Source organism: Stenotrophomonas sp. SXG-1, assembly GCF_014083965.1.
Lineage (GTDB): Bacteria > Pseudomonadota > Gammaproteobacteria > Xanthomonadales > Xanthomonadaceae > Stenotrophomonas > Stenotrophomonas geniculata.
On record NZ_CP046588.1, the window covers coordinates 3,101,303 to 3,125,798 of the forward strand.

Annotated in this window: 21 protein-coding genes and 2 tRNA genes; 4 read left to right on the forward strand and 19 right to left on the reverse strand. The window is 65.4% G+C overall.

The window, feature by feature from the left end:
- From rpmI to thrS, 3 genes are all read right to left on the reverse strand, one after another.
- Positions 1 to 198 (reverse strand): 50S ribosomal protein L35, encoded by a 198-nt coding sequence (gene rpmI, locus GOC52_RS14305; protein ID WP_005410436.1) that lies wholly within the window; start codon positions 196 to 198, stop codon positions 1 to 3.
- Between the two features lie 265 nt (positions 199 to 463).
- On the reverse strand, positions 464 to 1,006 hold the full coding sequence (infC, locus tag GOC52_RS14310; protein WP_079222586.1) for a translation initiation factor IF-3: 543 nt from the start codon (positions 1,004 to 1,006) through the stop codon (positions 464 to 466).
- A 48-nt stretch (positions 1,007 to 1,054) separates the two neighbouring features.
- Positions 1,055 to 2,956 carry a threonine--tRNA ligase gene (gene thrS, locus GOC52_RS14315; protein WP_191849718.1) on the reverse strand — a complete coding sequence of 634 codons (1,902 nt, stop codon included), beginning with the start codon at positions 2,954 to 2,956 and terminating at the stop codon, positions 1,055 to 1,057.
- A gap of 428 nt (positions 2,957 to 3,384) precedes the next feature.
- Here thrS and GOC52_RS14320 point away from each other — a divergent pair, with 428 nt between their 5' ends.
- From GOC52_RS14320 to GOC52_RS14330, 3 genes are read left to right on the forward strand one after another with little or no spacing between them, the layout of a single operon-like run.
- A complete protein-coding gene (locus tag GOC52_RS14320; protein ID WP_005410439.1) occupies positions 3,385 to 3,681 on the forward strand; it encodes a hypothetical protein in 297 nt (98 codons plus the stop codon).
- Positions 3,681 to 3,944: a hypothetical protein gene (locus tag GOC52_RS14325; protein WP_043401932.1), complete on the forward strand. Its 264-nt coding sequence runs from the start codon at positions 3,681 to 3,683 to the stop codon at positions 3,942 to 3,944. Before GOC52_RS14320 ends, GOC52_RS14325 begins: the two co-directional genes overlap by 1 nt.
- 10 nt (positions 3,945 to 3,954) lie before the next feature.
- Positions 3,955 to 5,514 carry a PepSY-associated TM helix domain-containing protein gene (locus tag GOC52_RS14330; protein ID WP_019336890.1) on the forward strand — a complete coding sequence of 520 codons (1,560 nt, stop codon included), beginning with the start codon at positions 3,955 to 3,957 and terminating at the stop codon, positions 5,512 to 5,514.
- Between the two features lie 24 nt (positions 5,515 to 5,538).
- On the opposite strand, the gene GOC52_RS14335 is transcribed toward GOC52_RS14330, so the two are convergent.
- Both GOC52_RS14335 and GOC52_RS14340 read right to left on the reverse strand, forming a co-directional pair.
- Positions 5,539 to 5,943: a VOC family protein gene (locus tag GOC52_RS14335; RefSeq protein ID WP_054172224.1), complete on the reverse strand. Its 405-nt coding sequence runs from the start codon at positions 5,941 to 5,943 to the stop codon at positions 5,539 to 5,541.
- Between the two features lie 90 nt (positions 5,944 to 6,033).
- Positions 6,034 to 7,224: a glycoside hydrolase family 18 protein gene (locus GOC52_RS14340; RefSeq protein ID WP_191849720.1), complete on the reverse strand. Its 1,191-nt coding sequence runs from the start codon at positions 7,222 to 7,224 to the stop codon at positions 6,034 to 6,036.
- A gap of 222 nt (positions 7,225 to 7,446) precedes the next feature.
- On the opposite strand from GOC52_RS14340, the gene GOC52_RS14345 reads away from it, so the two are divergent.
- A complete protein-coding gene (locus tag GOC52_RS14345; RefSeq protein WP_238794403.1) occupies positions 7,447 to 8,445 on the forward strand; it encodes a tetratricopeptide repeat protein in 999 nt (332 codons plus the stop codon).
- 114 nt (positions 8,446 to 8,559) lie between these two features.
- Here the strand turns inward: GOC52_RS14345 and pnp are convergent, their stop codons facing one another.
- From pnp to GOC52_RS14415, 14 genes are all read right to left on the reverse strand, one after another.
- Positions 8,560 to 10,668, reverse strand: a complete 2,109-nt coding sequence (gene pnp, locus GOC52_RS14350; RefSeq protein ID WP_032128652.1) for a polyribonucleotide nucleotidyltransferase — start codon at positions 10,666 to 10,668, stop codon at positions 8,560 to 8,562.
- A gap of 151 nt (positions 10,669 to 10,819) precedes the next feature.
- Positions 10,820 to 11,080, reverse strand: coding sequence for a 30S ribosomal protein S15 (gene rpsO / locus GOC52_RS14355; RefSeq protein WP_005410445.1), 261 nt, complete (start codon positions 11,078 to 11,080; stop codon positions 10,820 to 10,822).
- Positions 11,081 to 11,253: 173 nt separating this feature from the next.
- On the reverse strand, positions 11,254 to 12,162 hold the full coding sequence (truB, locus tag GOC52_RS14360) for a tRNA pseudouridine(55) synthase TruB (protein ID WP_043401948.1): 909 nt from the start codon (positions 12,160 to 12,162) through the stop codon (positions 11,254 to 11,256).
- A gap of 105 nt (positions 12,163 to 12,267) precedes the next feature.
- Positions 12,268 to 12,651 (reverse strand): 30S ribosome-binding factor RbfA, encoded by a 384-nt coding sequence (rbfA, locus tag GOC52_RS14365; protein ID WP_005410447.1) that lies wholly within the window; start codon positions 12,649 to 12,651, stop codon positions 12,268 to 12,270.
- A gap of 132 nt (positions 12,652 to 12,783) precedes the next feature.
- The gene (gene infB / locus GOC52_RS14370; protein WP_010486450.1) at positions 12,784 to 15,429 is read right to left on the reverse strand and encodes a translation initiation factor IF-2; all 2,646 of its coding nucleotides are present in this window, start codon (positions 15,427 to 15,429) and stop codon (positions 12,784 to 12,786) included.
- Positions 15,430 to 15,521: 92 nt separating this feature from the next.
- Positions 15,522 to 17,033, reverse strand: a complete 1,512-nt coding sequence (gene nusA / locus GOC52_RS14375) for a transcription termination factor NusA (RefSeq protein WP_006458580.1) — start codon at positions 17,031 to 17,033, stop codon at positions 15,522 to 15,524.
- Between the two features lie 4 nt (positions 17,034 to 17,037).
- Positions 17,038 to 17,628, reverse strand: a complete 591-nt coding sequence (gene rimP / locus GOC52_RS14380) for a ribosome maturation factor RimP (RefSeq protein ID WP_005410450.1) — start codon at positions 17,626 to 17,628, stop codon at positions 17,038 to 17,040.
- A gap of 368 nt (positions 17,629 to 17,996) precedes the next feature.
- Positions 17,997 to 18,073 (reverse strand) — tRNA-Met (locus GOC52_RS14385).
- An 82-nt stretch (positions 18,074 to 18,155) separates the two neighbouring features.
- Positions 18,156 to 18,232, reverse strand: a tRNA-Met gene (locus tag GOC52_RS14390).
- Positions 18,233 to 18,359: 127 nt separating this feature from the next.
- Entirely contained in the window at positions 18,360 to 19,820 is a 1,461-nt protein-coding gene (nuoN, locus tag GOC52_RS14395) for an NADH-quinone oxidoreductase subunit NuoN (RefSeq protein WP_191849724.1), read from the reverse strand.
- A gap of 15 nt (positions 19,821 to 19,835) precedes the next feature.
- Entirely contained in the window at positions 19,836 to 21,344 is a 1,509-nt protein-coding gene (locus tag GOC52_RS14400; RefSeq protein ID WP_005410452.1) for an NADH-quinone oxidoreductase subunit M, read from the reverse strand.
- A gap of 23 nt (positions 21,345 to 21,367) precedes the next feature.
- Entirely contained in the window at positions 21,368 to 23,527 is a 2,160-nt protein-coding gene (gene nuoL / locus GOC52_RS14405) for an NADH-quinone oxidoreductase subunit L (RefSeq protein WP_191849726.1), read from the reverse strand.
- Positions 23,528 to 23,534: 7 nt separating this feature from the next.
- A complete protein-coding gene (gene nuoK / locus GOC52_RS14410; RefSeq protein WP_006381125.1) occupies positions 23,535 to 23,840 on the reverse strand; it encodes an NADH-quinone oxidoreductase subunit NuoK in 306 nt (101 codons plus the stop codon).
- The gene (locus GOC52_RS14415; protein WP_049437083.1) at positions 23,837 to 24,493 is read right to left on the reverse strand and encodes an NADH-quinone oxidoreductase subunit J; all 657 of its coding nucleotides are present in this window, start codon (positions 24,491 to 24,493) and stop codon (positions 23,837 to 23,839) included. The genes nuoK and GOC52_RS14415 overlap by 4 nt, the downstream gene beginning before the upstream one ends.
- Between the last annotated feature and the right edge of the window lie 3 nt (positions 24,494 to 24,496).

Here is a 24,496-nt window from a genome sequence, read left to right on the forward strand (position 1 = left end):
TCAGAGGTAAGGGAGCATGCGGTCCAGACGGCCTGCGTCTTCTGCACGGACATGGCCCGTCTGACGCAGATTACGCTTACGCTTGGTCGCTTTCTTCGTGAGGATGTGGCTACGGTTGGCGTGGCCGCACTTGTACTTGCCCGAGGCGGTCTTGCGGAAACGCTTGGCCGCTGCCCGGTTGGTCTTGATCTTGGGCATTGCAATGTCCTTGATGGGGGTGACCCTGGTTTCTGACTGATCTGGCGGCGGCCTGGGCCGCTCTTTCCGTCCTGCCATGATCGGCGTACGACCCGTCCTGGGTGGGTCGAGCCGGGCATGATACAGGCAAAACCGCCCTGTCACCAGCCCCTGCAACCCTTTTGCCGACAATTCACCGGCTTCCTGCAAAAGCAAAGGGACGCCAATGGCGCCCCTTTACCCTGAACCATTCAGCCAGGCGCCCCGGAAGGCGGCCCGTCAGGCCTCAGGTCTTCTTCTTCGGCGCGATCATCATGACCATCTGACGCCCTTCCAGGCGCGGACGGGATTCAATGACGATGTCCTCGCCCAGATCGGTCTCGATCCGGTTGGCCATTTCACGACCCAGTTCCTGGTGGCTCATTTCACGGCCACGGAAACGGATGTTGACCTTGATCTTGTCGCCTTCTTCGAGGAACCCGCGCATCTTGCGCAGCTTGATCTGGTAGTCGCCCTCGTCCGTGACCGGACGGAACTTCACTTCCTTGATCTCGACCTGCTTGGTCTTCTTCTTGGCCTCGCTGGCCTTCTTCTGCGCTTCGAACTTGAACTTGCCGAAGTCCATGATCTTGCAGACCGGCGGATCGGCCTGCGGCTGGATTTCGACCAGGTCCAGGCCTTCATCTTCGGCCATGGACAGCGCTTCGTCGCGCGACAACACGCCGATCATTTCTCCGTCACTGCCGATCACGCGGACGCGCGGCACACGGATTTCCTGATTCTTGCGGTTCTGTTTGTTGTCAGGGGTGCTGATATTACGTTCTCCCAAGGGTATCGAACCGGTCCGGGTGCCTGTGCGCCCGGACCGGACCTTTGCTTACGCGCCCTCGGCGTGGAGCCGCTCGATGAAGGCCTGCAGGCTCATGCTGCCCAGATCTTCGCCAGAACGCGTACGCACCGCCACAGCCCCATTTTCCTTCTCGCGGTCACCAATGACCAGCAGGTAGGGCACGCGCTGCAACGTATGCTCGCGGATTTTATAGCCGATCTTCTCGTTACGCAAATCCGAGCTGACGCGGAAGCCTTGCTCCGCAAGGGTTTTGGTCACGCCCGAGACGTACTCGGCCTGGGCGTCGGTGATGTTGGCCACCACCACCTGGGTCGGGGCCAGCCAGGCCGGGAACTGGCCGGCATGGTGCTCGATCAGGATGCCCAGGAAGCGCTCCATCGAGCCAACGATGGCACGGTGCAGCATGACCGGGTGCTTCTTCTGGCTGTTCTCATCCACGTACTCGGCGCCCAGACGGCCCGGCATCATGAAGTCGACCTGCATGGTGCCCAGCTGCCAGGTACGGCCGATGGCGTCCTTCAGGTGGTACTCGATCTTCGGGCCGTAGAAGGCGCCCTCGCCCGGCAGCTCCTGCCACTCCACGCCACAGGCGGACAGCGCCGAACGCAGTGCGCCCTCGGCCTTGTCCCAGGTGGCGTCGTCGCCCAGGCGCGATTCCGGACGCAGCGCGATCTTGATCTGGATCTCGTCGAAGCCGAAGTGCTGGTAGACCGCCAGCGCCTGCTGGTGGAACGCGGTCACTTCCGATTCGATCTGGCTCTCGGTGCAGAACACGTGGCCGTCGTCCTGGGTGAAACCACGCACGCGCAGGATCCCGTGCAGCGCGCCGGATGGCTCGTTGCGGTGGCAGGAACCGAATTCACCGTAGCGGATCGGCAGGTCGCGGTAGCTGTGCAGGCCCTGGTTGAACACCTGGATGTGGCCCGGGCAGTTCATCGGCTTGACCGCGTAGGTGCGCTTCTCCGACTCGGTGAAGAACATGTTGTCCTGGTAGTTGTCCCAGTGGCCGGACTTCTTCCAAAGGCTCACGTCCAGGATCTGCGGGCAGCGCACTTCGCCGTAGCCGCTGCTGCGGTAGACCTTGCGCATGTACTGCTCGACCACCTGCCACAGCGCCCAGCCCTTCGGGTGCCAGAACACCAGGCCCGGCGCTTCTTCCTGCAGGTGGAACAGGTCCTGCTGCTTGCCGATGCGGCGGTGGTCGCGCATCTCGGCTTCCTCGATGCGCTTGATGTACGCCTCAAGCTGCTTCTTGTCCGCCCAGGCGGTGCCGTAGATGCGCTGCAGCTGTTCGTTCTGCGCGTCGCCACGCCAGTAGGCGCCGGAGATGCGGGTCAGCTTGAAGGCCTTCAGGAAGCGCGTGTTCGGCACGTGCGGGCCACGGCACATGTCCACGTATTCCTGATGGTAGTACATGCCCATCGCCTGGATGTCGTCGGACATGTCCTCGATCAGGCGCAGCTTGTAGTCCTCACCACGGGCCTTGAAGATCTCGATCACTTCGGCGCGCGGCGTCATCTTCTTGATGACGTCGTAGTCCTGGGCGATCAGTTCACCCATGCGCTTCTCGATCGCGGCCATGTCGTCCGGGGTGAACGGGCGCTCGGAGTAGATGTCGTAGTAGAAGCCTTCGGCGATCACCGGACCGATCACCATCTTCACATCCGGGTACAGCTGCTTGACCGCGTGGCCGACCAGGTGGGCGCAGGAGTGGCGGATGATCTCCACGCCCTCCTCGTCCTTGGCGGTGATGATGCGCAGGCTGGCATCGTGGTCGATGACGTCGCTGGCATCGACCAGCACGCCATCCACGGCACCGGCGATGGTGGCCTTGGCCAGGCCGGCACCGATTGACTGGGCGACGTCCATGACGCTGACGGGGTTTTCAAACTCGCGGCGACTGCCGTCGGGGAGGGTAATGTTGATCATCGGAGTGGCTTCGTGCGGGGCCCGCTGGGCGGGCTGGAAAGCGCTCCCGGGGCGGCGCCCGGGCAATAAAAAAGCGCCACGAGGGCGCCAGGGACACAGGGCCTTCGGGGGCAGGTCAACAGTGGGCGGTGGTAGTGCTCATGTCGCACGCTCGGCCGGCGCTGGGCGCGGGCCACCTTGTTCCAGTCAGGGAGTGTGATGATCTTAAACCAGCGCACCGGAAAGCCCAAGGGCTACCGTACGTTACGCTGAATGGCCCTCGCTGGCGGCGTGAAAACGCAATGATTACCATGTCCGCGCAGCCCGCCCCGTGCCAGCCTGCCCGCTTCCCCCCAGGACCTCGTGATGCGCCACCCGCTCCGACCGGCTCCCGCCGGCCCCGCCCGTGCCCCGCGTTCGCTGGCCCGCTGCCACGGCGGCCGCCCGCAATGATCACCGTCGGCCTTTCCACCCTGGGCTTCTGCAGCCTGGGCATGCTGGCGGCGATGTTCTCCGCGCTGGCCTTCTATGCCGCCTCGCCGCACTGCCGCTGGCCGCGCCTGCGCCGGGCCGGCCGCCTGGGCCGCCAGATCGGCCTGGTCGCGGCCGCCGCCGCGCTGTGGCTGTGGATGGCCGAGCTCGGCTTTGCCGCCGGCCTGGTGGCCATGCTGTGCACCTGGATGCTGGCGGCGATGCTGCTGCCGGCACTGGCCGCCTGGCATCGCCCGGGCACGGAGTCGCCCTGATGTGGCCGCGCGCCTTCGCCGGCATCGTCGCCGGCTTCTTCCTGGCCGCGGCCGCGACCGGCCTGCTGGCATGGCTGCCGCCCGGCCCCTGGCAGCGGGCGCTGGTGCCGACCCTGATCGCTTTCATCCCGCTGTGGATGCTGGCCGCCCTGTGGGCGTTCAGTTTCCGCAGCGCGCTGCGTGCCTGGCTCGTGCTGGGCGGCAGCGCCGCCGCCGGCTTCGCCGTGCTCGGGCTGCTGCGCCTGACCGGCGCGGTGCAATGAGACCTCTCCCATGAAGTTCAGTTCGCAGACGCTGCGCACGTTCACCACCCTGCACACCTGGGTCGGCCTGGTCGCCGGGTTCGGCCTGTTCGTGGCCTTCTACGCCGGTGCGCTGACCCTGTTCCATCACGACCTGCCGCTGTGGCAGACCCCGGGCGCGGCCACCGCACTGCCAGCCGGGCTGGACGATGCGCAGTACCTGCTGGAAGACGTACTGGCGACACACCCGGAAGCCCGCCGCCACGTCGGCATGACCTTCCCCGGCGCCGACCACCCGCAGCCACTTGCGTACTGGCAGGCCGATGATGGCAGCTGGCGTTATGCCTGGCCGGGGCAGATTGGCGGCAGCCCGACGCCGCCGCAGACCGGGCTGGCCGAGCTGGTCAACGAGCTGCACTACAGCCTGGGCCTGCCCGTGGCCGGCATCTACGTGATGGGCATTGTCAGCCTGCTGTACGGCATGGCGCTGCTCAGCGGCCTGGTGATCCATCTGCCGAAGCTGCTCGGCGACCTGTTCGCGCTGCGTCCGGGGCGCAACCTGAAACAGCTGTGGCAGGACGCGCACAACGTGATCGGCGTACTGAGCCTGCCCTTCCACCTGATGTTCGCGGTGACCGGCGCCCTGCTCTGCCTGGTGTTCGTGCAGATGGCCCTGCTCAACCCCCTGATCTTCGACGGCAAGGCCCTGCAGGCCGTGCCAACAGCGATGGACACCGCACCGGTGCGTGAAGCGACCGGCATCCCCTCGCCGCCGGGCAGCCTGCGCGTGCTGCAGGCGCGGGCGCTGGAGGTGGCGCGCGCACAGGGCGTGACCAGCTTCGAGCCGGCCTACCTGAAGCTGGCCAACGCGGGCGACACCAACGCCACCATCGAGATCACCGGCGAATCCACCGGCACCCTCGGCCCGCTCGGCGCCGTGGCGCTGGATGTCGCCACCGGCCAGGTACTGGCCACCCAGCTGCCAGGCCAGCGCGACGCCAACCACGCCACGCTCAGCGCCGCCTATGCGCTGCACTTCGGCGAGTTCGGCAACGGCGTGGTGGTCTGGCTGTACTTCCTGCTCGGCCTGGGCGGTGCGTTCCTGTTCTACTCGGGCAACCTGCTGTGGATCGAGTCGCGGCGCAAGCGTCGCCAGCCGCAGCAACCGCGCGCCGGAGTGAACATGGCACGGGCCACGGTCGGCGTGTGCATCGGCCTGTGCGTGGCGATCTCGGTCGCGTTCCTCACCGCGCTGGTGCTGGAACGGCTGGCGCCGGCGGCGGTCGACCACGGCATCCGCTGGGCCTGCTTCGGCAGCTGGGCGGCCTGTGCGCTGTGGGCCGCGCTGCGCCGCCCGGCACAGGCCGCACGCGAGCTGCTGTGGGCGGCGGCAATCAGTACCGCGCTGGTGCCGATCCTGCACGGCGCACTCAATGGTGACTGGCTGTGGCGTGCTGCGGCGCGTGGCCACTGGCCGCTGTTCTGGGTCGATGCCATCGCGCTGGCCATGGCCTTCGGCTTCGCCCGCCTGGCAGTGGCCAGTCAACGCCGCGCCCGCAACGGCGATCCGAACAGCGTCTGGGCCAACTGAGCCTTCGCCGGGCATGGCACGGCGCTACCGGAGCAGGTGCGCTGGGTCCGGGTAACGGCTGACTTCGATCAGGTTGCCATCCGGGTCGCGGAAGTACACCGATTCGATCGGCCCCAGTGCGCCGGTGCGGGCCACCGGCCCCTCCTCCACCGCGACGGCCTGCGCCTGCAGGTGGGCCAGCACATCGACTGTCGCCGTAAACGTGACCAGACACAGGTCGGCACTGCCCGGCGTGGGTCGTAACGCATGCGGCTGCAGCGGGGCACTGGCCGGATGCAGATTGATCTTCTGCTGGCCGAACTGCAACGCGGTACGGCCCGCGCCGAAGCGCACGACCTGCATGCCGAGCACGCGCTGGTAGAAATCACAACTGCGGTCGATGTCGGCGACGGTGAGGACCAGATGGTCCAGGCGTTCGAGATGGATCATGCCCGCAGCGTAACGCTGCGGGCATGGACATGCTGTGCGGGGTTGGGCCGATGGCGTTGCGGCATTGCGCCGGGCATCGCCTGATGCAGCTCAATCGCCGATGCGCGCCTTCTGCCAGGGGCCCAGCATGGCGTTGAGCAGGCTGGCCTGTTCGTCGTCGCCGGTCAGCTCCCACATGAACACACCGGCCAAGCCCTGCTCACGGGCGAACTGCGCACGCAGGCCGATCGAGCGCGGGTCTTCGTAGCTGATGAAGATCTTCCGTTCGGCGTTGTACAGCCACGGGCTCTGCGCCTGCGGCTGCCAGTGCTTCGTCCAACCCGGCTGGTCGAGATAGCGCGCCTTGATCACCCGCCAGTCGCCGGCATCGGCCGGCGCACTGTAGGACTGGTACAGCCCATCCGGGGCATCGCCGGTGACCTTGAAGCCGCGCCCGTAGAACGGCACGCCCAGCACCAGCTTGTCGGCCGGTACGCCGTGGTCGCGGTAGAACTGCACGGCACCGGCCACGTTGTTCCAGCGCCGCAGCTCCGGCGCCAGTGGGTCGGCCGGTACCTCATGCAGCGGTGCGTTGAAGGTCGACACCGTCGAGAAGCCAGTGCCCATGTCGTAGCTCATCAGGTTGATGAAATCGAACACCTTGGCCAGCGCCGGCAGGTCGTAGCTGGCGGCCGGATCGTAGGGGCCGTCGGTCTGCAGGCGACCGGCGGCCAGCGCGGCGGTCAGCAGCATCGGCTGCCCCGCCTTGCGACCGCGCGCATCAAGTGCCACGCGGAACGCCTGCGCGAGCTGGGTCAGATTGGTGCGATCCTGCGGACGGTGCGCCAGCTCCTTCGGGCCGCCACTGACCGGGAATTCCCAGTCGATATCCACGCCATCGAAGATGCCGGCATGGCGATCAAAGAACAGTGCCATGCATGAGTCCACCAGGCGCTTGCGGCTGGCCTCGGTCAACGCTGCATCGGAGAACCCACCCGCGCCCCAGCCACCGATCGAAATCAGCGTGTGCAGGTGCGGATGCGCCTTCTTGAGTTCAGCCAGCGCGGCGAAGTTCTTCGGCGCTTCGGCACCGACCGTGCAGCGGCCGTCCTCGATGGTGGAGAACGCATAGAACAGATGGGTCAAGCGCTCGGCGGGAATGCTCGACACCGGATAGCGCTCGGCGGAACCACCGGGGTAGTAGGCACCGAAGATCGGCGGCTGTGCGGGCGCGGCGTGCGCGGAAATGGGCAGGGCGCCGGCAATCAGCACGGCAAGGACGGCCACGGTCTGGCGGAACATGGAATCTCCCGGTTCGAAGGCGCCGCCACGTTAGCAAACCGATGAGGCTGTGGGACCGATGTCGCCACATGTCGTCCAGTGGACAGCAACGATCCGCCAGAGGGCGACAATGGGGCAGTCATGCCGCTGCCATCATGCATTGCAGCAGGACACGCGCCGACGCGGCGCACCCGGCCTCCTGCATCGGCTAAGGTGGCCGCGGATCTTCAACCGCACATGGACATGAGCATCGATCACGACACCAACCCCGACGGCGACCTGCTGGACGACGCATCCCTCGATGAACGCCAGTCACTGGAAGCGCGCGCCTACGACGCGTTCCACGAAGGCGACCTGCCCCAGGCGGTGGCGCTGTTTGCCGAGCTGATCGCACTCGCTCCCGAAGTGCCGTACCTGCATTACATGCGCGGGCTGGCGCACAAGTACCTGCGCGACTGGCCGGCCTCGTTGCAGGACAACCTGCGATCGGAGCAGCTGCGCGAGGAATTCGATGTCGCCACGGCCTGGAATGCCGGCATCGCCGCCACCGGCATGGCGGACTGGGCCGAAGCACGGCGCCAGTGGACCCGCTGTGGCATCACCCTGCCCGAGGGCGAAGGCCCGATCGAGGGCAACTTCGGCGTGGCCTGCGTGCGCCTGGCGCCATGGTCCGATGCCGAGGTGGTGTACATGAGCCGCATTGATCCGGTGCGTGCACGCATCGACAACGTACCGCTGCCCGAAAGTGGCTTCCGCTTCGGCGACATCCTGCTGCATGACGGTGCATCGACCGGCCGCCGTACATACGGCGAACGCGAGGTACCGGTGTTCAATGCCATGCAGCGCCTGCAGCCATCGGACATGGCGACCTTCACCGTGTTCGTGCAGTGCGATTCAGCCGATGACATCGCTGCCCTGGGGGCCATGAACCTGCCCGGCATCGGCATGGTCGAGGACTGGACCGCGACCGTGCGCCGGCTGTGCCGCCGCTGCAGCTATGGCACCCCGCATCAGCATGGCGACGAGGCAGAAGTCACTGAGGAAGGCACCTGGGCGCGCCAGCGCGATCTGGGCATTGCCGCTCAGGGCCGGGCTGCGGTGGAGACGCTGCTGGCGACGTGGGCCGCTGCGGCCCCGGGACGCGTGCTGGAGGCCATCGAACAGCGCGAGCATCCGCTGAGTGACCCCGCTCCGGGCCAGGTGTGGTGGCTGGGGGAAGAGGAAGAAGGCGCGCAGGTGTAAGGACCAACGGTTCTCACCCACAGGATTGAAGGCAAAGAAAAAGCGGGCCGAAGCCCGCTTTTTCATTTCAGCGATTCCAGGAGCGTGTCAACCAAGGTTGACACCCACCGCCGATTATTCGGCGCTGACGGCGTCGCCTTCTTCCACGGCCTTCATCGACAGGCGGATACGGCCCTGCTTGTCGACTTCCAGCACCTTGACCTTGACCACATCGCCTTCCTTCAGCACGTCGCCGACCTTCTCGACGCGATCGCTGGAGATCTGCGACACGTGGACCAGACCGTCCTTGCCCGGCAGGATCGTGACGAACGCACCGAAGTCCATGATCTTGGCGACCTTGCCTTCGTAGATGCGGCCCGGCTCGACGTCCGAGGTGATCTGCTCGATGCGGGCCTTGGCGGCCTGGGCAGCGATGGCGTTGACCGATGCGATGACGATGGTGCCGTCGTCCTGGATGTCGATCTGGGTGCCGGTTTCCTTGGTGATGGCCTGGATGGTCGAACCACCCTTGCCGATCACTTCGCGGATCTTGTCCGGGTGGATCTTGATGGTCAGCAGGCGCGGCGCGTAGTCCGACAGCTCTTCACGCGGAGCGGTCAGGCCATGGGCCATTTCGCCCAGGATGTGCAGACGGCCAGCCTTGGCCTGCTGCAGCGCCTGCTTCATGATCTCTTCGGTGATGCCTTCGATCTTGATGTCCATCTGCAGGGCGGAGATGCCCTCAGCGGTACCGGCCACCTTGAAGTCCATGTCGCCCAGGTGATCTTCGTCACCCAGGATGTCGGACAGGACGACGAAGCGCTCGCCTTCCTTGACCAGACCCATGGCGATACCGGCAACCGGCGCCTTCACCGGCACGCCGGCGTCCATCAGGGCCAGCGACGAGCCGCAGACCGAGGCCATCGACGAGGAACCGTTCGACTCGGTGATTTCCGAGACGACGCGGATGGTGTACGGGAAGGCTTCCAGCGACGGCATGACAGCCAGCACGCCGCGCTTGGCCAGGCGACCGTGGCCGATTTCGCGGCGCTTCGGGCCCATCATACGGCCGCACTCACCCACCGAGAACGGAGGGAAGTTGTAGTGGAACAGGAAGTTTTCCTTGTACTCACCGGCAACGGCGTCGATGACCTGGCCGTCACGGGCGGTGCCCAGGGTGATGGTCACAATGGCCTGGGTTTCGCCGCGGGTGAACAGCGAGGAACCGTGGGTACGCGGCAGCACGCCGGTCTTCACGGCGATCGGGCGGACGGTGTCCAGCGCACGGCCGTCGATGCGGACCTTGGTGTCCAGCACCGAGTCACGCATGGTGCGGTATTCCAGCTCGCCGAATTCCTTCGACAGCTCGGCCGGGTTCCAGCCTTCAGCGGCCACGCGGCCAGCCAGGGTTTCGACCACGTCCTTCTTGATCGCCGAGATGGCGTCGCGGCGCTGCAGCTTGTCGCGCACCTGGAAGGCTTCGCCCAGGCGCGGGCCGATGGCTTCCTTCAGGGCGGAGATCAGCGCGTCGTTCTTGGCCGGGGCTTCCCAGGTCGACGGCTTGGTGCCGGCTTCGACGGTCAGCTCGTTGATCGCGTTGATGACCTTCTGCATCTCGCGGTGACCGAAGGTCACGGCGCCCAGCATCACTTCTTCGGACAGCAGCGCAGCTTCGGATTCAACCATCAGCACGGCGTTGGAGGTGCCGGCGACGACCAGTTCCAGCTGCGAGTCAGCCAGTTCGCTGACGGTCGGGTTCAGGATGTACTCGCCGTTCTTGTAACCGACCTTGGCAGCGCCGATCGGACCCATGAACGGGGTGCCGGCCAGGGCCAGGGCAGCCGAGGCGCCGATCAGGGCCGGGATGTCGCCGTCCACGTCCGGGTTCAGCGACATGACCGTGGCGATGATCTGCACTTCGTTCTTGTAGTCTTCGGGGAACAGCGGGCGGATCGGACGGTCGATCAGACGCGAGATCAGGGTTTCCTTCTCGGTCGCACGGCCTTCACGCTTGAAGAAACCACCCGGGATACGGCCGCCGGCGTAGAACTTTTCCTGATAATCGACGGTCAGCGGGAAGAAGTCCTGGCCTTCGCGCGCGCTCTTGGCGGCGACGGCGGTGACCAGCAGTACGGTGTCGTCCATCTTGACGATGACGGCACCGCTGGCCTGACGGGCGACTTCGCCGGTCTCGAGCGTGACGGTGTGCTTGCCGTACTGGAAGGTTTTGGTGATTTTTGCCACGGAGGGTGTCCTTGGGGATGCTGTCTGCGAATTTGGACCGTCGGCGACCCTTGCCGCCAGCGGGTGGCCGGATCGTTCCGGCCTGAATCGGGGATTGCGGTGCTACAAAACAAAACCGCGGCGCATCGCTGCGCCGCGGGGGATTCGTTGCTTAGCGACGCAGGCCAAGCTTTTCGATCAGGGCCTTGTAACGCTCGACGTCCTTCTTCTTCAGGTAGTCGAGCAGGCTGCGACGGCGGTTGACCATCTGCAGCAGGCCGCGGCGGCTGTGGTGGTCCTTCTTGTGGGTCTTGAAGTGGCCGGTCAGCAGTTCGATGCGGGCGGTCAGCAGTGCAACCTGGACTTCCGGGGAGCCGGTGTCAGCCGAGCTGCGCTTGTTGTCTTCAATGACCTTCTGGGTGTCGATCGACATTTCTTTTTTCTCTGTGATGCGTGGCCGGCAGGAACGCGCTTCGCGCACCGCCAGGCTCGCCGTGGACTACGAGGATGAAACCTGCGCGAGGCAGGCTGCCGGAAAACGGCCGCGAAATTGTAACGGTCGGGGGGCCTCGGAACAAGGTCCGGGGCTGAACCGTCCGGGCCCGGTCAGAGGTTGAAACGACGCTGCGGAGCCAGCAGGCCACTGTCATCGACCTGACCCAACCCCTGGACAGCATCGTCCGGACCGAACACGGCCACCAGACCACGGGGCCACGACAGATCGCGCTGGCGCTGGCCGACGCAGAAGCGGTGGGCCTGGTCGGCATCGAGGTCGACCCGCGGGTATTCAGCCAGGCCGGCCGCCAGCGGCAGCAGCAGCGCGTCCATGCCCGCCTCGTCACCCGCCTCGACCATCGCCCGCAGCTGATCCAGGGTGACCATCGCCGGTTCACGGAACGGCTCGACCCAGAGCCGGCGCAGCGCACTGATATGCGCGCCACAGCCCAGCGCCTCGCCCAGATCGCGGGCCAGGCTGCGGATATAGGTGCCCGAGCCGCAGGTCACACGCAGCCGCAACCGCTCCGGCTGCTGCTCGAGCACCTCGATGGCGTGCACCTGCACCTCACGCTCCGGCGCTTCAATGACGTCACCGCGGCGGGCCTTCACATACAGCGGCTCCCCGCCCTGCTTCAGCGCCGAATAGATCGGGGCGCGCTGGCGGATGCTGCCGGTCAGCGGCGCCAGCGCCGCCTGCAGGGTCTCGGCACTGATCGAAGGCACCGGGCGCTGCAGCAGCACCTGGCCTTCGGCATCGTCGGTGTCGGTGGTCTGGCCCAGCATGATCTCGGCGTCGTAGGCCTTGGCCGAGCCGAGCAGCAGGCCGGCAATCTTGGTCGCCTCGCCGAAGCACAGCGGCAACAGGCCGGTGGCCAGCGGGTCGAGACTGCCGGTATGGCCGCCCTTTTCGGCACGGAACAGGCGACGAGCCACCTGCAGGGCGGCGTTGGAACTCATGCCGGTCGGCTTGTCGAGCAGCAGGATGCCATCCAGGCGGCGGAACTGAATTCGGGTCATGACAGGACGTTGTAGAGCCGAGCCATGCCCGGCTGCCGCAACGCGGCCCGCACAGGCGTCGCGTTGCCGGAATGAAAAGACGCCGGGCATGGGCCCGGCGCTGGCTTATTCTTCGTCGCTCTCGCGACGCTTCTCCGCGGCCAGCGTATCGGGCAGGTCGCGCAGGATGTTGTCGATGTGCTCACCACGGTCGACCGAGTCGTCGTAGTGGAAATGCAGCTCCGGCACGTGGCGCAGCTTCATCGCGCGGGCCAGATCCATGCGCAGGCGGTAGCCCAGCTCCTTCAGGCCGGCCACGGCTTCAGCCGAACGTTCCGGCATCAGCGCGGTGACGAACACCTTGGCATGGGCCATGTCGCGGGTGATTTCCACGTCGGACACGCTCACCGAGGGCAACCCATGCTCGCGCACGGCGTTGTGCACCAGGGTGCCGAGTTCACGGCGCAGCTGGGCGGAGACACGGTCGGTTCGATGGAAAGTCTTGGGCACGAGGAGCTCTTGGTTCAGTTGTCGCCCGACCAACGGTTGGGCGCTACCTTTGATTCGATTGTCGCCCGACCAACGGTCGGGCGCTACAGGTACATGGTAGGGCCCGACCGTTGGTCGGGCCACCTTGCAGCATTACAGGGTGCGCGGCACTTCGATACGCTCGAAGCACTCGATCTGGTCACCCGGCTTGACGTCGTTGTAGGCCTTCACCGCGATACCGCATTCGGTACCGTTGCGGACTTCCTCGACGTTTTCCTTGAAGCGGCGCAGCGATTCCAGTTCGCCTTCGAAGATCACCACGCTGTCGCGCAGCACGCGGATCGGCTTGTTGCGCTTGACCACGCCCTCGATGACCATCGAGCCGGCAACGGCGCCCAGCTTGGAGCTGCGGAACACGTCGCGGACCTCGGCGATACCGATGATCTCTTCGCGGATCTCCACGCCCAGCAGACCGGAGGCCACCTGCTTCACCTGATCGATCACGTCATAGATGATCGAGAAGTAACGCAAGTCGACGCCGTTGGATTCGATGATGCGACGGGCCGAAGCATCCGCACGCACGTTGAAGCCGATGACGGTGGCCTTCGAAGCAGCCGCCGAGTTGGCGTCCGATTCGGTGATGCCGCCCACGCCGGAGTGGATCACGTTGATGCGGATGTCGTCGTTGGACAGCGCGACCAGTGCCTGGCTCAAGGCCTGCACCGAACCCTGCACGTCGGCCTTGATGACCAGGTTGAGGACCTGCTGGCCCTCGCCCTTGCCCAGGGTCGCCATGATGTCTTCCATGCGGCTGCCAGCGGTGGCCACCAGGCGCGATTCACGGCGCTTGGTCTCACGCTGCTGGGCAACGTCCTTGGCCAGGCGCTCATCCTCGACGACCACGAAGTCGTCACCGGCTTCCGGCACGCCGGACAGGCCCAGGACCTGCACCGGGATGGACGGGCCGGCGAACTCCGGCTGCTTGCCGGTTTCGTCGAACAGCGCACGCACGCGGCCGTACTGGATGCCGCACACCAGGTAGTCGCCCTTCTTCAGGCGGCCCTGCTGCACCAGCACGGTCGCGACCGGGCCGCGGCCCTTGTCCAGCGACGATTCGATCACCACGCCCGAGGCGCGGCCTTCGTCGACGGCCTTCAGCTCCAGCAGCTCGGCCTGGATCGAGATGGCGTCCAGCAGGTCGTCGATGCCCAGGCCGGTCTTGGCCGAGATCTCCACCATCTGGGTATCACCACCGAAGTCTTCGGCCACGACCTGCTCGGACAGCAGTTCGTTCTTGACCCGCATCGGGTCGGCGTCGGACTTGTCGATCTTGTTGATCGCCACGATCAGCGGCACACCCGCCGAACGGGCGTGCTGGATCGCTTCCTTGGTCTGCGGCATGACGCCGTCATCGGCGGCCACGACCAGCACCACGATATCGGTCAGCTTGGCGCCGCGGGCACGCATCGAGGTGAAGGCAGCATGGCCCGGGGTATCCAGGAAGCTGATCACGCCCTTCGGCGTATCCACGTGGTAGGCACCGATGTGCTGGGTGATGCCGCCGGCTTCGCCGGTGGCGACCTTGGTACGGCGGATGTAATCCAGCAGCGAGGTCTTGCCGTGGTCGACGTGGCCCATGATGGTGACCACCGGCGGACGCTGGGTGGCTTCGCCCTGGTTTTCACCGGTCGAGGCCAGCAGTGCGTCTTCGGCATCGTTGTCATTGGCACGGATTGCCTTGTGACCGAGTTCTTCGGTCACCAGCGCGGCGGTGTCGTGGTCGATGGACTGGGTGATGGTGGCCATCACGCCCATCTTGAACAGCGCCTTGACCACCTCGCCGCCCTTCAGCGCGAGCTTCTGCGCCAGGTCGGCCACGGTGATCGTGTCGCCGATCGCCACTTCACGCACCACCGGCGCGGTCGGACGCTCGAAGGCGTGCGGACCGGCATTGTTGCCACCGCGCGACATGTCGCGACGGCCACCCGCCTGGTTGCGCCCGCCCGGACGACCACGGGTGTTGCTGTTGTTGCTGTTGCCACGACGCGCGCGGTCGGCAGCCGACAGGTGCATCTGGCCGGCGAAACGATCGCCCGGGCCACGCTCGTTGCGCGGCGCGCTGCGGTTGTTGCGGTCGTCGTTGCGCGGCGGCGGCGGCGCACTGCGCGGCGCAGCCGGAGCGGCGGCCGGCGTGCGTGGCGGCCGCGGCGCGGTTTCATCGATCGGAGCGCGCTTGGGCTTGGTGGCGGCCAGTGCCTCGGCAGCCTTGGCGGCAGCCGCAGCCTCTTCGGCAGCCTTCTTCTCGGCCTCTGCGCGTTCCTTGGCCGCAATCTCTTCCTCACGGGCGCGGACGATGGCTTCGTCGCGCAGACGATCCTTCTCGGCCAAGGCCTGCTGTTCGGCGAGGTTGCGGGCACGCGACTCTTCGAGCTTGCGCAGGATGTCGGCGCGCTCTTCGTCCGGCGTCATGGCGCGCGCACCATCCTTGACGTAGGTGCGCTTCTGGCGCACCTCGACATTCACGGTCGTCTTGCTGCGACCGGAATTGACCGTCACTTCCTGCTGCTTCCGGCGGTTGAGCGTGATCTTCTTTGCAGACTGATCGGTCTCTTCCGGGGCCTGCTCGGGCTTGCCGTGCGAACGACGAAGGAAGCCCAGGAGCTTAACCTTCTCGGAGCTGGTCACGACCTGGTCGGGACCGCTGAACTTCATGCCGGCACCGGCCAGCTGTTCCAGCAGTTTTTCGACCGGCGTGTTGACCAGTTCGGCAAGCTTGCGGATGGTGGTTTGCTGCGACATTCGGATCCTATGATCTTGTGGGCGCCCCCCCGCATCTGGAGGTGGCGCGGATTCTACGCCCTGAGCGGCTCAGGGCCCTGTTCATTGCCGGCTCATTCGCCGCGTTCCAGTCGGGCGATCTCTTCGGCACGGGCGGCCAGGATCAGCGCAGCGGCGCGCGCCTGATCCAGTCCTTCGATACCGAAGTCCATGACCTCGTCGGCGGCCAGGTCGGACAGGTCCTCGCTGGTACGCACGCCGTGGCCGGCCAGCGCATATGCGGTGGCTTCGTCCATGCCCTTCAGGGACAGCAGGTCCTGCGCCGGCTGGCCGTCTTCAAGGCCTTCTTCGACTGCCAGGGCCTCATTGAGCAGCGCATCGCGGGCACGAGCGCGCAGCTCTTCGACGATGTCTTCGTCGAAACCTTCCACGGCCAGCAGTTCGCCGACCGGGACATAAGCGATTTCCTCGACGGTACCGAAGCCTTCGCTGACCAGGATGCCGGCGATCTCTTCGTCCACTTCCAGCTTGTCCATGAACAGCTGGCGGGCCGACGCCTGCTCGGCTTCCGACTTGGCGGTGACCTGGTCCTGGGTCATCACGTTGAGCTGCCAGCCGGTCAGGCGGCTGGCCAGGCGCACGTTCTGCCCGCCCTTGCCGATCGCCTGGGCCAGGCGGTCTTCAGCGACAGCCAGGTCCATCGAGTGCTTGTCTTCATCAACGATGATCGACTGCACTTCGGCCGGCGCCATCGCGTTGATGACGAAGTTGGCCGGGTTGTCGTTCCACAGCACGATGTCCACGCGCTCGCCATTGAGCTCGTTGGACACGGCCTGCACGCGCGAACCGCGCATGCCGATGCAGGCACCGATCGGATCGGTGCGCTGGTCGTGGGCCAGCACGGCGATCTTGGCGCGGTCGCCCGGATCGCGGGCACAGGCCTTGATTTCCACCAGGCCCTGGCCGACTTCCGGCACTTCCAGCTTGAACAGCTCGATCATGAATTCCGGGGCGGCACGGCTGATGAACAGCTGCGGGCCACGCGGTTCCGAACGGACTTCGGCCAGGTAGCCGCGCACGCGGTCGCCGGCGCGCAGCACGTCGCGCGGAATGCCCTTGTCCTTCGGGATGAAGCCTTCGGCGTTGCCACCGAGGTCGACGTAGATGTTGCCGCGCTCGGCGCGCTTGACCACACCGGTGATCAGCTCACCCACGCGATCCTTCCATGCATCCACGACCTGCTGGCGCTCGGCTTCGCGCACGCGCTGGACGATGACCTGCTTGGCGGCCTGGGCAGCGATGCGGCCGAAATCCGGGTTCTCGATCTGCTCTTCGATGTAGTCGCCGACGTCCACGCCTTCGGCCTCATCGACCGCGTCCATCAGGCGGATCTGGCGATCCGGCGATTCCATGACCACGTCATCGGCCACCACTTCCCAGCGGCGGTAGGTTTCGTAGCTGCCATCCTTGTGGTCGATGACCACGCGGGTCAGCACTTCCTCGTCGGGATAGCGCTTCTTCGCTGCCGAGGCCAGGGCGGCCTCGATGGCATCGAAGATCACTTCACGCGGCACGCCCTTCTCGTTGGCGACTGCGTCGACTACCAGCAACAGTTCCTTGCTCATTGGCTCACTCCGCGCGCGGCTTCTTTGCCGCCGGCTCGTTGGAAGAAGAATTCGTGTTCGGCTTCGGACGCTTCGGTGCCGGACCGGTCGGCTTGCTCGGGGCCAGCCCCAGCGCCACCCAGTCGGGCATGATCCGTGCCTTGTCGATGTTGTCGGCCGACACCACCACTTCGGTCTTGTCGACGATGAAGGTGATGGTGCCAGCGGCCTCGTCGGTCGCCTCGATACGGCCCTGCAGGCGACGACGGTTGTCCTGCGGCAGCTTCAGCGTGACCTTGGCCGATTCACCCTGGTGGCGGGCGAACTGCTCCAGGTTGAACAGCGGGCGATCCACGCCCGGCGAGGACACTTCCAGCGTGTAATTGCCGCTGATCGGGTCTTCGACGTCCAGCTGCGCCGACACTTCGCGGCTGACCCGCTCGCAGTCGTCGACATTGATGATGCGCTCGGGCTGTTCAGCCAGCGGCACGTCGATGTAAAGGCGCAGGGTCGCACCGCCGGGGGCCGGCAGATACTCAACGCCCAGCAGCTCCAGGCCCAGCGACACAACGGTCGGGGCGAGCAGATTCGCGATGTCGGTTGCCTTGTCGCTCACAGCCTGCCTTGATCTCTTGGTTGGGTGCCGGCCTTGGCCGGCGTGAAAACATGACGCCCCGGAAACGACAAAGGGCCCGCTGGGCCCCTTTTCCGGAAAGACTCCGGTGACTGGATTCCGGTTGCAACCTGCATTGCCTGCCGGTTGCGGCCCTCCTTCCGGGTCTGGACTCCCGCTGGGAGGCCACCTTCAGGGGTATTGCTAGGCCGCTGATGATAGCGGCTGCACCGCGCTGGTGCAAGGTGCGAGGCCTGGGGTCAGATCCCATTTCCGCAGGATAAAGGGATCTGACCCCAATCGGACGGAAACGACGCAAACTGCAAAGAAAAACGCCTTCGAAGCAGGACTTCGAAGGCGATCTCTTTACTTGGTAGCGGGGGCAGGATTTGAACCTGCGACCTTCGGGTTATGAGCCCGACGAGCTGCCAGACTGCTCCACCCCGCATCAGAAGCGGAATTATGAGTGATGGCTTCAAAACATGCAAGCTTTCCCTCATTCATCAAACCGGTTGGCGCCGATCTGAAGTTGGTAGCGGGGGCAGGATTTGAACCTGCGACCTTCGGGTTATGAGCCCGACGAGCTGCCAGACTGCTCCACCCCGCACCGGAAGTGTTTGAACTGCTGCCCTGCTCTTTCGAGGAGGACTCCCGCAACGATGTTCTGGCTGAACCGCTGCAGTGACAACTCAGGCTGCGCATATTACACGAATCGCGCAGCTTTGTGTCAACTTTTATGCAAGATGCGCAAATGCCTGCTGGCACCAGACCATGATCGGGTTCCAGGCCAGGCCCAGAGCCAGCAGCGCCAGGGCGTTCACGCCCAGCACCAGGCCCAGCACGCGATCGTTGCTGCGCGGCATGGCCTCACCCACCGGCTCATCGAAGTACATGACCTTGATGACACGCAGGTAGTAGAAGCAGCCGACCACCGCGCACAGCACGCCCAGGATCGCCAGCCACAGCAGGCCACCGTTCACGGCAGCGCCGAGCACGGCCAGCTTGGTCCAGAAGCCCAGGAACGGCGGGATGCCGGCCAGCGACGCCATGATGCACAGCACGAGGCCGGCCATCCACGGGTTGCGGGCATTGAGGCCCTTGAAGTCCTCGATGTTCTCGGCTTCAAAGCCGGCGCGCGACAGGGCGATGATCGCACCGAAGGCGGCGGTGGACATGATGGCGTAGGCCAGTGCGTAGAACAGCGCTGCGGCATAGCCCTGGGCGCCACCACCGGCGATGCCCATCAGCAGGAAGCCGATGTGCGACACGGTGGAGAAGGCCAGCATGCGCTTGAGGTTGCTCTGCGCGATGGCCATCAGGTTGCCGATGACCAGCGACACGGCGGCCAGGCCGGCAATCAGCATCTGCAGTTCGGTCGACAGCGGGCCCACGCCCATTTCCAGCAGGCGGTAGGCCATGCCGAAGGCGGCCAGCTTCGGCGCCGAGCTGATGAACAGCGCGATCGGCGCCGGGGCACCCTGGTAAACGTCCGGCAGCCACATGTGGAACGGCGCGGCACCCAGCTTGAAGGCGACGCCGGCGATCATGAACACCGCACCGGTGATCAGCAGCACGCGCTCTTCCGAGTGCGGGATGGCATCGCGGATGACGTCCAGGTGCAGGCTGCCGGTGGCGCCGTAGATCAGCGACATGCCGTACAGCAGCAGGCCGGAGGCCAGCGAGCCGAGCACGATGTACTTCATCGCCGCTTCCGAGGCCAGGCCGTTCTCACGGTTGCTGGCGACCAGGGCGTAGGAGCACAGCGCCAGCAGTTCCAGGCCCAGGTAGACCATCAGCAGGCTGCCGGCCGACACCAGGATCATCATGCCGGCGGTGCCGAACAGGATCAGCACCGGGATCTCGCCCTGGAACAGGTTGCGGTCACGCAGGTAACGCCAGCCATAGACCAGGGTCAGGCCGCTGAGCAGCACGATCCCGGTCTTCATCACGTCCGCAGCGGTATCGCGCACGAACATGCCATGGAAGACCTCCCCCTGCCCGCCCACGCCGGTGGCCAGCATGAACAGCACCACGGCCAGCGCAGCGAGCGAGAACAGGTGGGTGACGATCTTGTTCCGGTTGCTGACGAACAGGTCGAGGATCATCAGGGCGAAAGCGCTGCCGATCAGCACCAGCTCGGGAGCGAGCGGTGGCAGGTCAGCGGCGGTCAATGGCAGCAGCGGCGAGGTGGTCATCATCAAATCCTGGAATTACAGCAGCTTGCTGGATGCGATCTGCATCGCCAGCTTCGCGATCGAGGGCTCCATCAGGTCGGTCAGCGGCTTGGGGTAGATGCCCAGCGCCAGCACGCCGATGGCGAACACGCCCAGCACCAGCCATTCGCGGCCGTTGATGTCCTTCAGTTCGGCCACGTGGCTGTTGGCCACCTCGCCGAAGAAGATGCGCTTGTACAGCCACAGGGTGTAGGCGGCACCGATGATCAGGGTGGTGGCCGCGCCCAGTGCGATCCACGGATTACGCTGGAAGGCCGACAGGATGACCATGAACTCACCGACGAAACCGCTGGTGCCCGGCAGGCCGGCATTGGCCATGAAGAACAGCATGGCGAAGGTGGCGAACCACGGCATCACGTTGACCACGCCGCCGTAATCGGCGATGCGGCGGCTGTGCATGCGGTCGTACAGCACGCCGACGCAGGAGAACATCGCACCGGACACGAAGCCGTGCGAGATCATCTGCACCATGGCGCCCTGCAGGCCCAGGCGGGCGGCATCGGCGTTGCCGGCCTCACGCACCAGCCACAGGGCGATGAAGGTGCCCAGGGTGACGAAGCCCATGTGCGCGATCGACGAATAGGCGATCAGCTTCTTCATGTCGTCCTGCACCAGAGCGACCAGGCCGACGTAGATCACCGCGATCAGCGACAGCGCGATCACCAGCCAGGCCCATTCCTGCGACGCGTCCGGGACGATCGGCAGGTTGAAGCGCAGGAAGCCGTAGCCACCGATCTTCAGGGCGATGGCGGCGAGGATCACCGAACCGGCGGTCGGCGCTTCCACGTGCGCGTCCGGCAGCCAGGTGTGCACCGGGAACATCGGCACCTTGACCGCGAAGGCGATCAGGAAGGCGAAGAAGATCCAGGTCTGTTCCTTGGCCGACAGCGGCAGCGCGTACAGGTCGGCCAGCTGGAAGCTGCCGCCCTTCATGTACAGGTAGATCAGCGCCACCAGCATCAGCACCGAGCCGAGGAAGGTGTACAGGAAGAACTTCAGCGCGGCGTAGATGCGGCGCGGGCCGCCCCAGACACCGATGATCAGGAACATCGGGATCAGCATCGCCTCGAAGAACACGTAGAACAGCATCGCGTCCGTCGCGGCGAAGATGCCGACGGTGACGCCTTCCAGGATCAGGAAGGCCGCCACGTACTGGTTCACGCGCTTGTCGATGGCGCTCCAGGCGCCGATCAGGGCAAGCACGCTGACCAGGGTGGTCAGCAGGATCAGCGCCACGGCAATGCCGTCCACGCCCAGGTTGTAGCCGATCTTGTACGCCGGGATCCAGGCATGGGTCTCGACGAACTGCAGGCCGTCGATGCCCGCGTTGTAGCCGCTCAGCAGCGAGAGGCTTGCAACGAAGGTGAGCACCGCGACACCCAGCGACGCCCAGCGGGCGGTCTGCGCATCACGGATCGCAAGGATCAGGGCACCACCGATGATCGGCAGCCAGATGAGGACACTGAGTAGAGGCCAGTTCGACACGTCTTCTTATTCCGTACAGGTCATCAACGCAGGTAATGCATCAGCACGCCCAGCAGGGCAATCAGGCCGATGATCATCGCGAAGGCGTAGTGATAGAGGAAACCGGATTGGGTACGACGCAGCACGCCGGCTGCAACGTCCACAACACGTGCCGAGAGATTGACCACGCCGTCGACGATGTTGCTGTCGATCCAGCGCGAGACCTTGCCCAGCTTGACGCTGCCGCCGGCAAAGCCATCGATCCACAGCTTGTCGAAGCCGTACTTGTTTTCCAGCACCGAAACGATCGGGGCGAAGGTCTTGCGCGCCTTGCCCGACAGGTCCGGCTTCCAGAGGTAGAACAGCGCGGCCAGCAGGAAGCCCGCGAGGGTCAGCCAGAACGGCGGCAGCATCATGCCGTGCAGCGCGAACGCGACCGGACCATGGAACTCTTCACCCAGGAACGCGACGGTGTTCTTGGCCGGATCGTAGAAGTCGACGATGCCGGTGAAGAACGTCTGCGCCTGGCCCTTGATCGCCTCGTGCGCATGGTGGCCGGCCCAGTCGGTGCCATGCAGCATCGGGCCGATGCTGAAGAAACCGATGGCGATCGACGGGATGGCCAGCAGGATCAGCGGCAGGGTCACCACCCACGGGGTTTCGTGCGGCTCATGCGGACCGTGGCCATGGCCGTGGTCGTCATGGGCATCGCCATGGTGGGCGTCGGCGGCGTGGTGATCGTCATGGCCATGGCCATGATCGTCGTGCGCGTCGCGGAAGCGTTCCTTGCCATGGAAGGTCATGAACAGCAGGCGGAAGCTGTAGAAGCTGGTCACCAGCACGCCACCCAGCACTGCCCAGTAACCATAGGTGGCCACCCAGCTGTTCTGCATGTGGGCGTGGATCTCGGCCGCCTCGATGATGGTGTCCTTCGAATAGAAGCCGGAGAAGAACGGCGTACCGACCAGGGCCAGCGTACCGATCCACATGGTGACGAAGGTGATCGGCATGTACTTGCGCAGGCCGCCCATCTTGCGCATGTCCTGCTCGTGGTGCATCGCGATGATGACCGAGCCGGCACCCAGGAACAGCAGCGCCTTGAAGAAGGCGTGGGTCATCAGGTGGAACACGGCCGCCGAATAGGCCGACACGCCCAGGGCGACGGTCATGTAGCCCAGCTGCGACAGCGTGGAGTACGCGACGACGCGCTTGATGTCGTTCTGCACGATGCCGATCAGGCCGGTGAAGAACGCGGTGGTGGCACCGATGAACAGCACGAAGTTCAGCGCGGTCTGCGACAGCTCGAACAGCGGCGACATGCGGGTGACCATGAAGATACCGGCGGTCACCATCGTCGCGGCGTGGATCAGTGCCGAGATCGGGGTCGGGCCTTCCATCGAGTCCGGCAGCCACACGTGCAGCGGGACCTGGGCCGACTTGCCCATGGCGCCGATGAACAGGCAGATGCAGATGACGGTGGCGATCGACCAGATCACCGGCTCGTTCAGCAGCTGCATGCCCAGGATCGTGCCGTCCCAGATCTGCAGCTGGGCGCGCGGGTCAGCCAGCATGCCGGCCTGCGAGAACACCTGCGAGTAGTCCAGGGTGCCGAACACCCACAGCACGCCGGCGATGCCCAGCAGGAAGCCGAAGTCACCGACGCGGTTGACCAGGAACGCCTTCATGTTGGCGAAGATCGCGGTCGGGCGCTTGAACCAGAAGCCGATCAGCAGGTACGACACCAGGCCAACCGCTTCCCAGCCGAAGAACAGCTGCAGGAAGTTGTTGCTCATCACCAGGGTGAGCATCGAGAAGGTGAACAGCGAGATGTAGCTGAAGAACCGCTGGTAGCCCGGATCGTCCTGCATGTAGCCGATCGTGTAGATGTGGACCAGCAGCGACACGAAGGTCACCACCACCATCATCATCGCGGTCAGCTTGTCGACCATGAAGCCGACGTGGGCCGAGTACTGGCCGACTTCAAAGAACGTGTAGATGTTCTGGTTGAACGGCTGCGCACCGCCCCAGAGCAGCTGGTAGAGCGTGTACATCGACAGGCCGCAGGCAACCGCAACGCCGAGGATGGTGATGGTCTGCGCGCCGAAGCGCTTGACCTGGCGACCGAACAGGCCGGCGATGATGCTGCCGAACAGCGGTGCAAGCACCACTGCGATCAACAGACTCTTGGAGAGAGTGATTTCCATCTGCGGATCAGCCCTTCAACGAATCGACTTCGCCGACATTGATCGTGCGGCGGGTACGGAACAGGGTCACCAGGATCGCCAGGCCGATGGCGGCTTCCGCGGCGGCGACGGTCAGGATGAAGAAGACGAACAGCTGGCCGGACGGATCGCCCAGCTGACGCGAGAACGCGACGAAATTGACGTTCACCGACAGCAGCATCAGCTCGATCGACATCAGCAGGACGATCACGTTCTTCCGGTTGAGGAAGATGCCGGCCAGGCTGATGGCGAACAGCACCGCGCCCAGCGCAAGCATGTGGCCAAGGGTAATCACGGCTGGGTCTCCTCGCCGGCGGCCGGCTTGCTGTTGCTGTGCACGACCGGTGCCTCGGCGCCCATCTTGACCATGCGCAGGCGCTGGCCGGCCTTGACCATGGTCTGCTCGCCCGGGTTCTGGCTCTTCACGCCGGTACGGCGACGCAGGGTCAGCATCACGGCGGCAACCACGGCCACGGTCAGGATGACCGCAGCAAACTCGAACGGCAGCAGGTATTCGGTGAACAGCGTGCGGGCCAGCCAGGTGACGTTGGAGCTGTCGGCGGCGAGCGCAGCGGCGTTGTCGGCCGGGAACGGGGTGACCGCCCTGCCCTTCACGCCGATCAGGATCAGCATCTGGACCAGCATGGCCACGGCAACGATCAGGCCGACCGGCAGGTAGCGCACCCAACCCTCACGCATCTTGGTGGGGTCGATGTCCAGCATCATCACCACGAACAGGAACAGCACCATCACCGCGCCGACATACACCAGCACCAGTGCCACACCGAGGAACTCGGCGCCGACCAGCAGCCAGACGCAGGCGATGGAGAAGAAGGTCAGCACCAGGCAGAGCACGGCGTGAACCGGGTTGCGCACGCTGATCACCGCACCGGCCGAAACCGTTGCCGCGATGGCGAACACCCAGAAAGCGATATTTACCCAATCCATCTC

Coding starts and splice junctions, on each gene's coding strand:
- rpmI (WP_005410436.1), bottom strand. CDS start 198: ATGCCCAAGATCAAGACCAACCGGGCAGCGGCCAAGCGTTTCCGCAAG.
- thrS (WP_191849718.1), bottom strand. CDS start 2,956: ATGATCAACATTACCCTCCCCGACGGCAGTCGCCGCGAGTTTGAAAAC.
- GOC52_RS14320 (WP_005410439.1), top strand. CDS start 3,385: ATGATCACCGTCGGCCTTTCCACCCTGGGCTTCTGCAGCCTGGGCATG.
- GOC52_RS14325 (WP_043401932.1), top strand. CDS start 3,681: ATGTGGCCGCGCGCCTTCGCCGGCATCGTCGCCGGCTTCTTCCTGGCC.
- GOC52_RS14330 (WP_019336890.1), top strand. CDS start 3,955: ATGAAGTTCAGTTCGCAGACGCTGCGCACGTTCACCACCCTGCACACC.
- GOC52_RS14335 (WP_054172224.1), bottom strand. CDS start 5,943: ATGATCCATCTCGAACGCCTGGACCATCTGGTCCTCACCGTCGCCGAC.
- GOC52_RS14340 (WP_191849720.1), bottom strand. CDS start 7,224: ATGTTCCGCCAGACCGTGGCCGTCCTTGCCGTGCTGATTGCCGGCGCC.
- GOC52_RS14345 (WP_238794403.1), top strand. CDS start 7,447: ATGAGCATCGATCACGACACCAACCCCGACGGCGACCTGCTGGACGAC.
- rpsO (WP_005410445.1), bottom strand. CDS start 11,080: ATGTCGATCGACACCCAGAAGGTCATTGAAGACAACAAGCGCAGCTCG.
- truB (WP_043401948.1), bottom strand. CDS start 12,162: ATGACCCGAATTCAGTTCCGCCGCCTGGATGGCATCCTGCTGCTCGAC.
- infB (WP_010486450.1), bottom strand. CDS start 15,429: ATGTCGCAGCAAACCACCATCCGCAAGCTTGCCGAACTGGTCAACACG.
- nusA (WP_006458580.1), bottom strand. CDS start 17,033: ATGAGCAAGGAACTGTTGCTGGTAGTCGACGCAGTCGCCAACGAGAAG.
- nuoN (WP_191849724.1), bottom strand. CDS start 19,820: ATGACCACCTCGCCGCTGCTGCCATTGACCGCCGCTGACCTGCCACCG.
- nuoL (WP_191849726.1), bottom strand. CDS start 23,527: ATGGAAATCACTCTCTCCAAGAGTCTGTTGATCGCAGTGGTGCTTGCA.
- GOC52_RS14415 (WP_049437083.1), bottom strand. CDS start 24,493: ATGGATTGGGTAAATATCGCTTTCTGGGTGTTCGCCATCGCGGCAACG.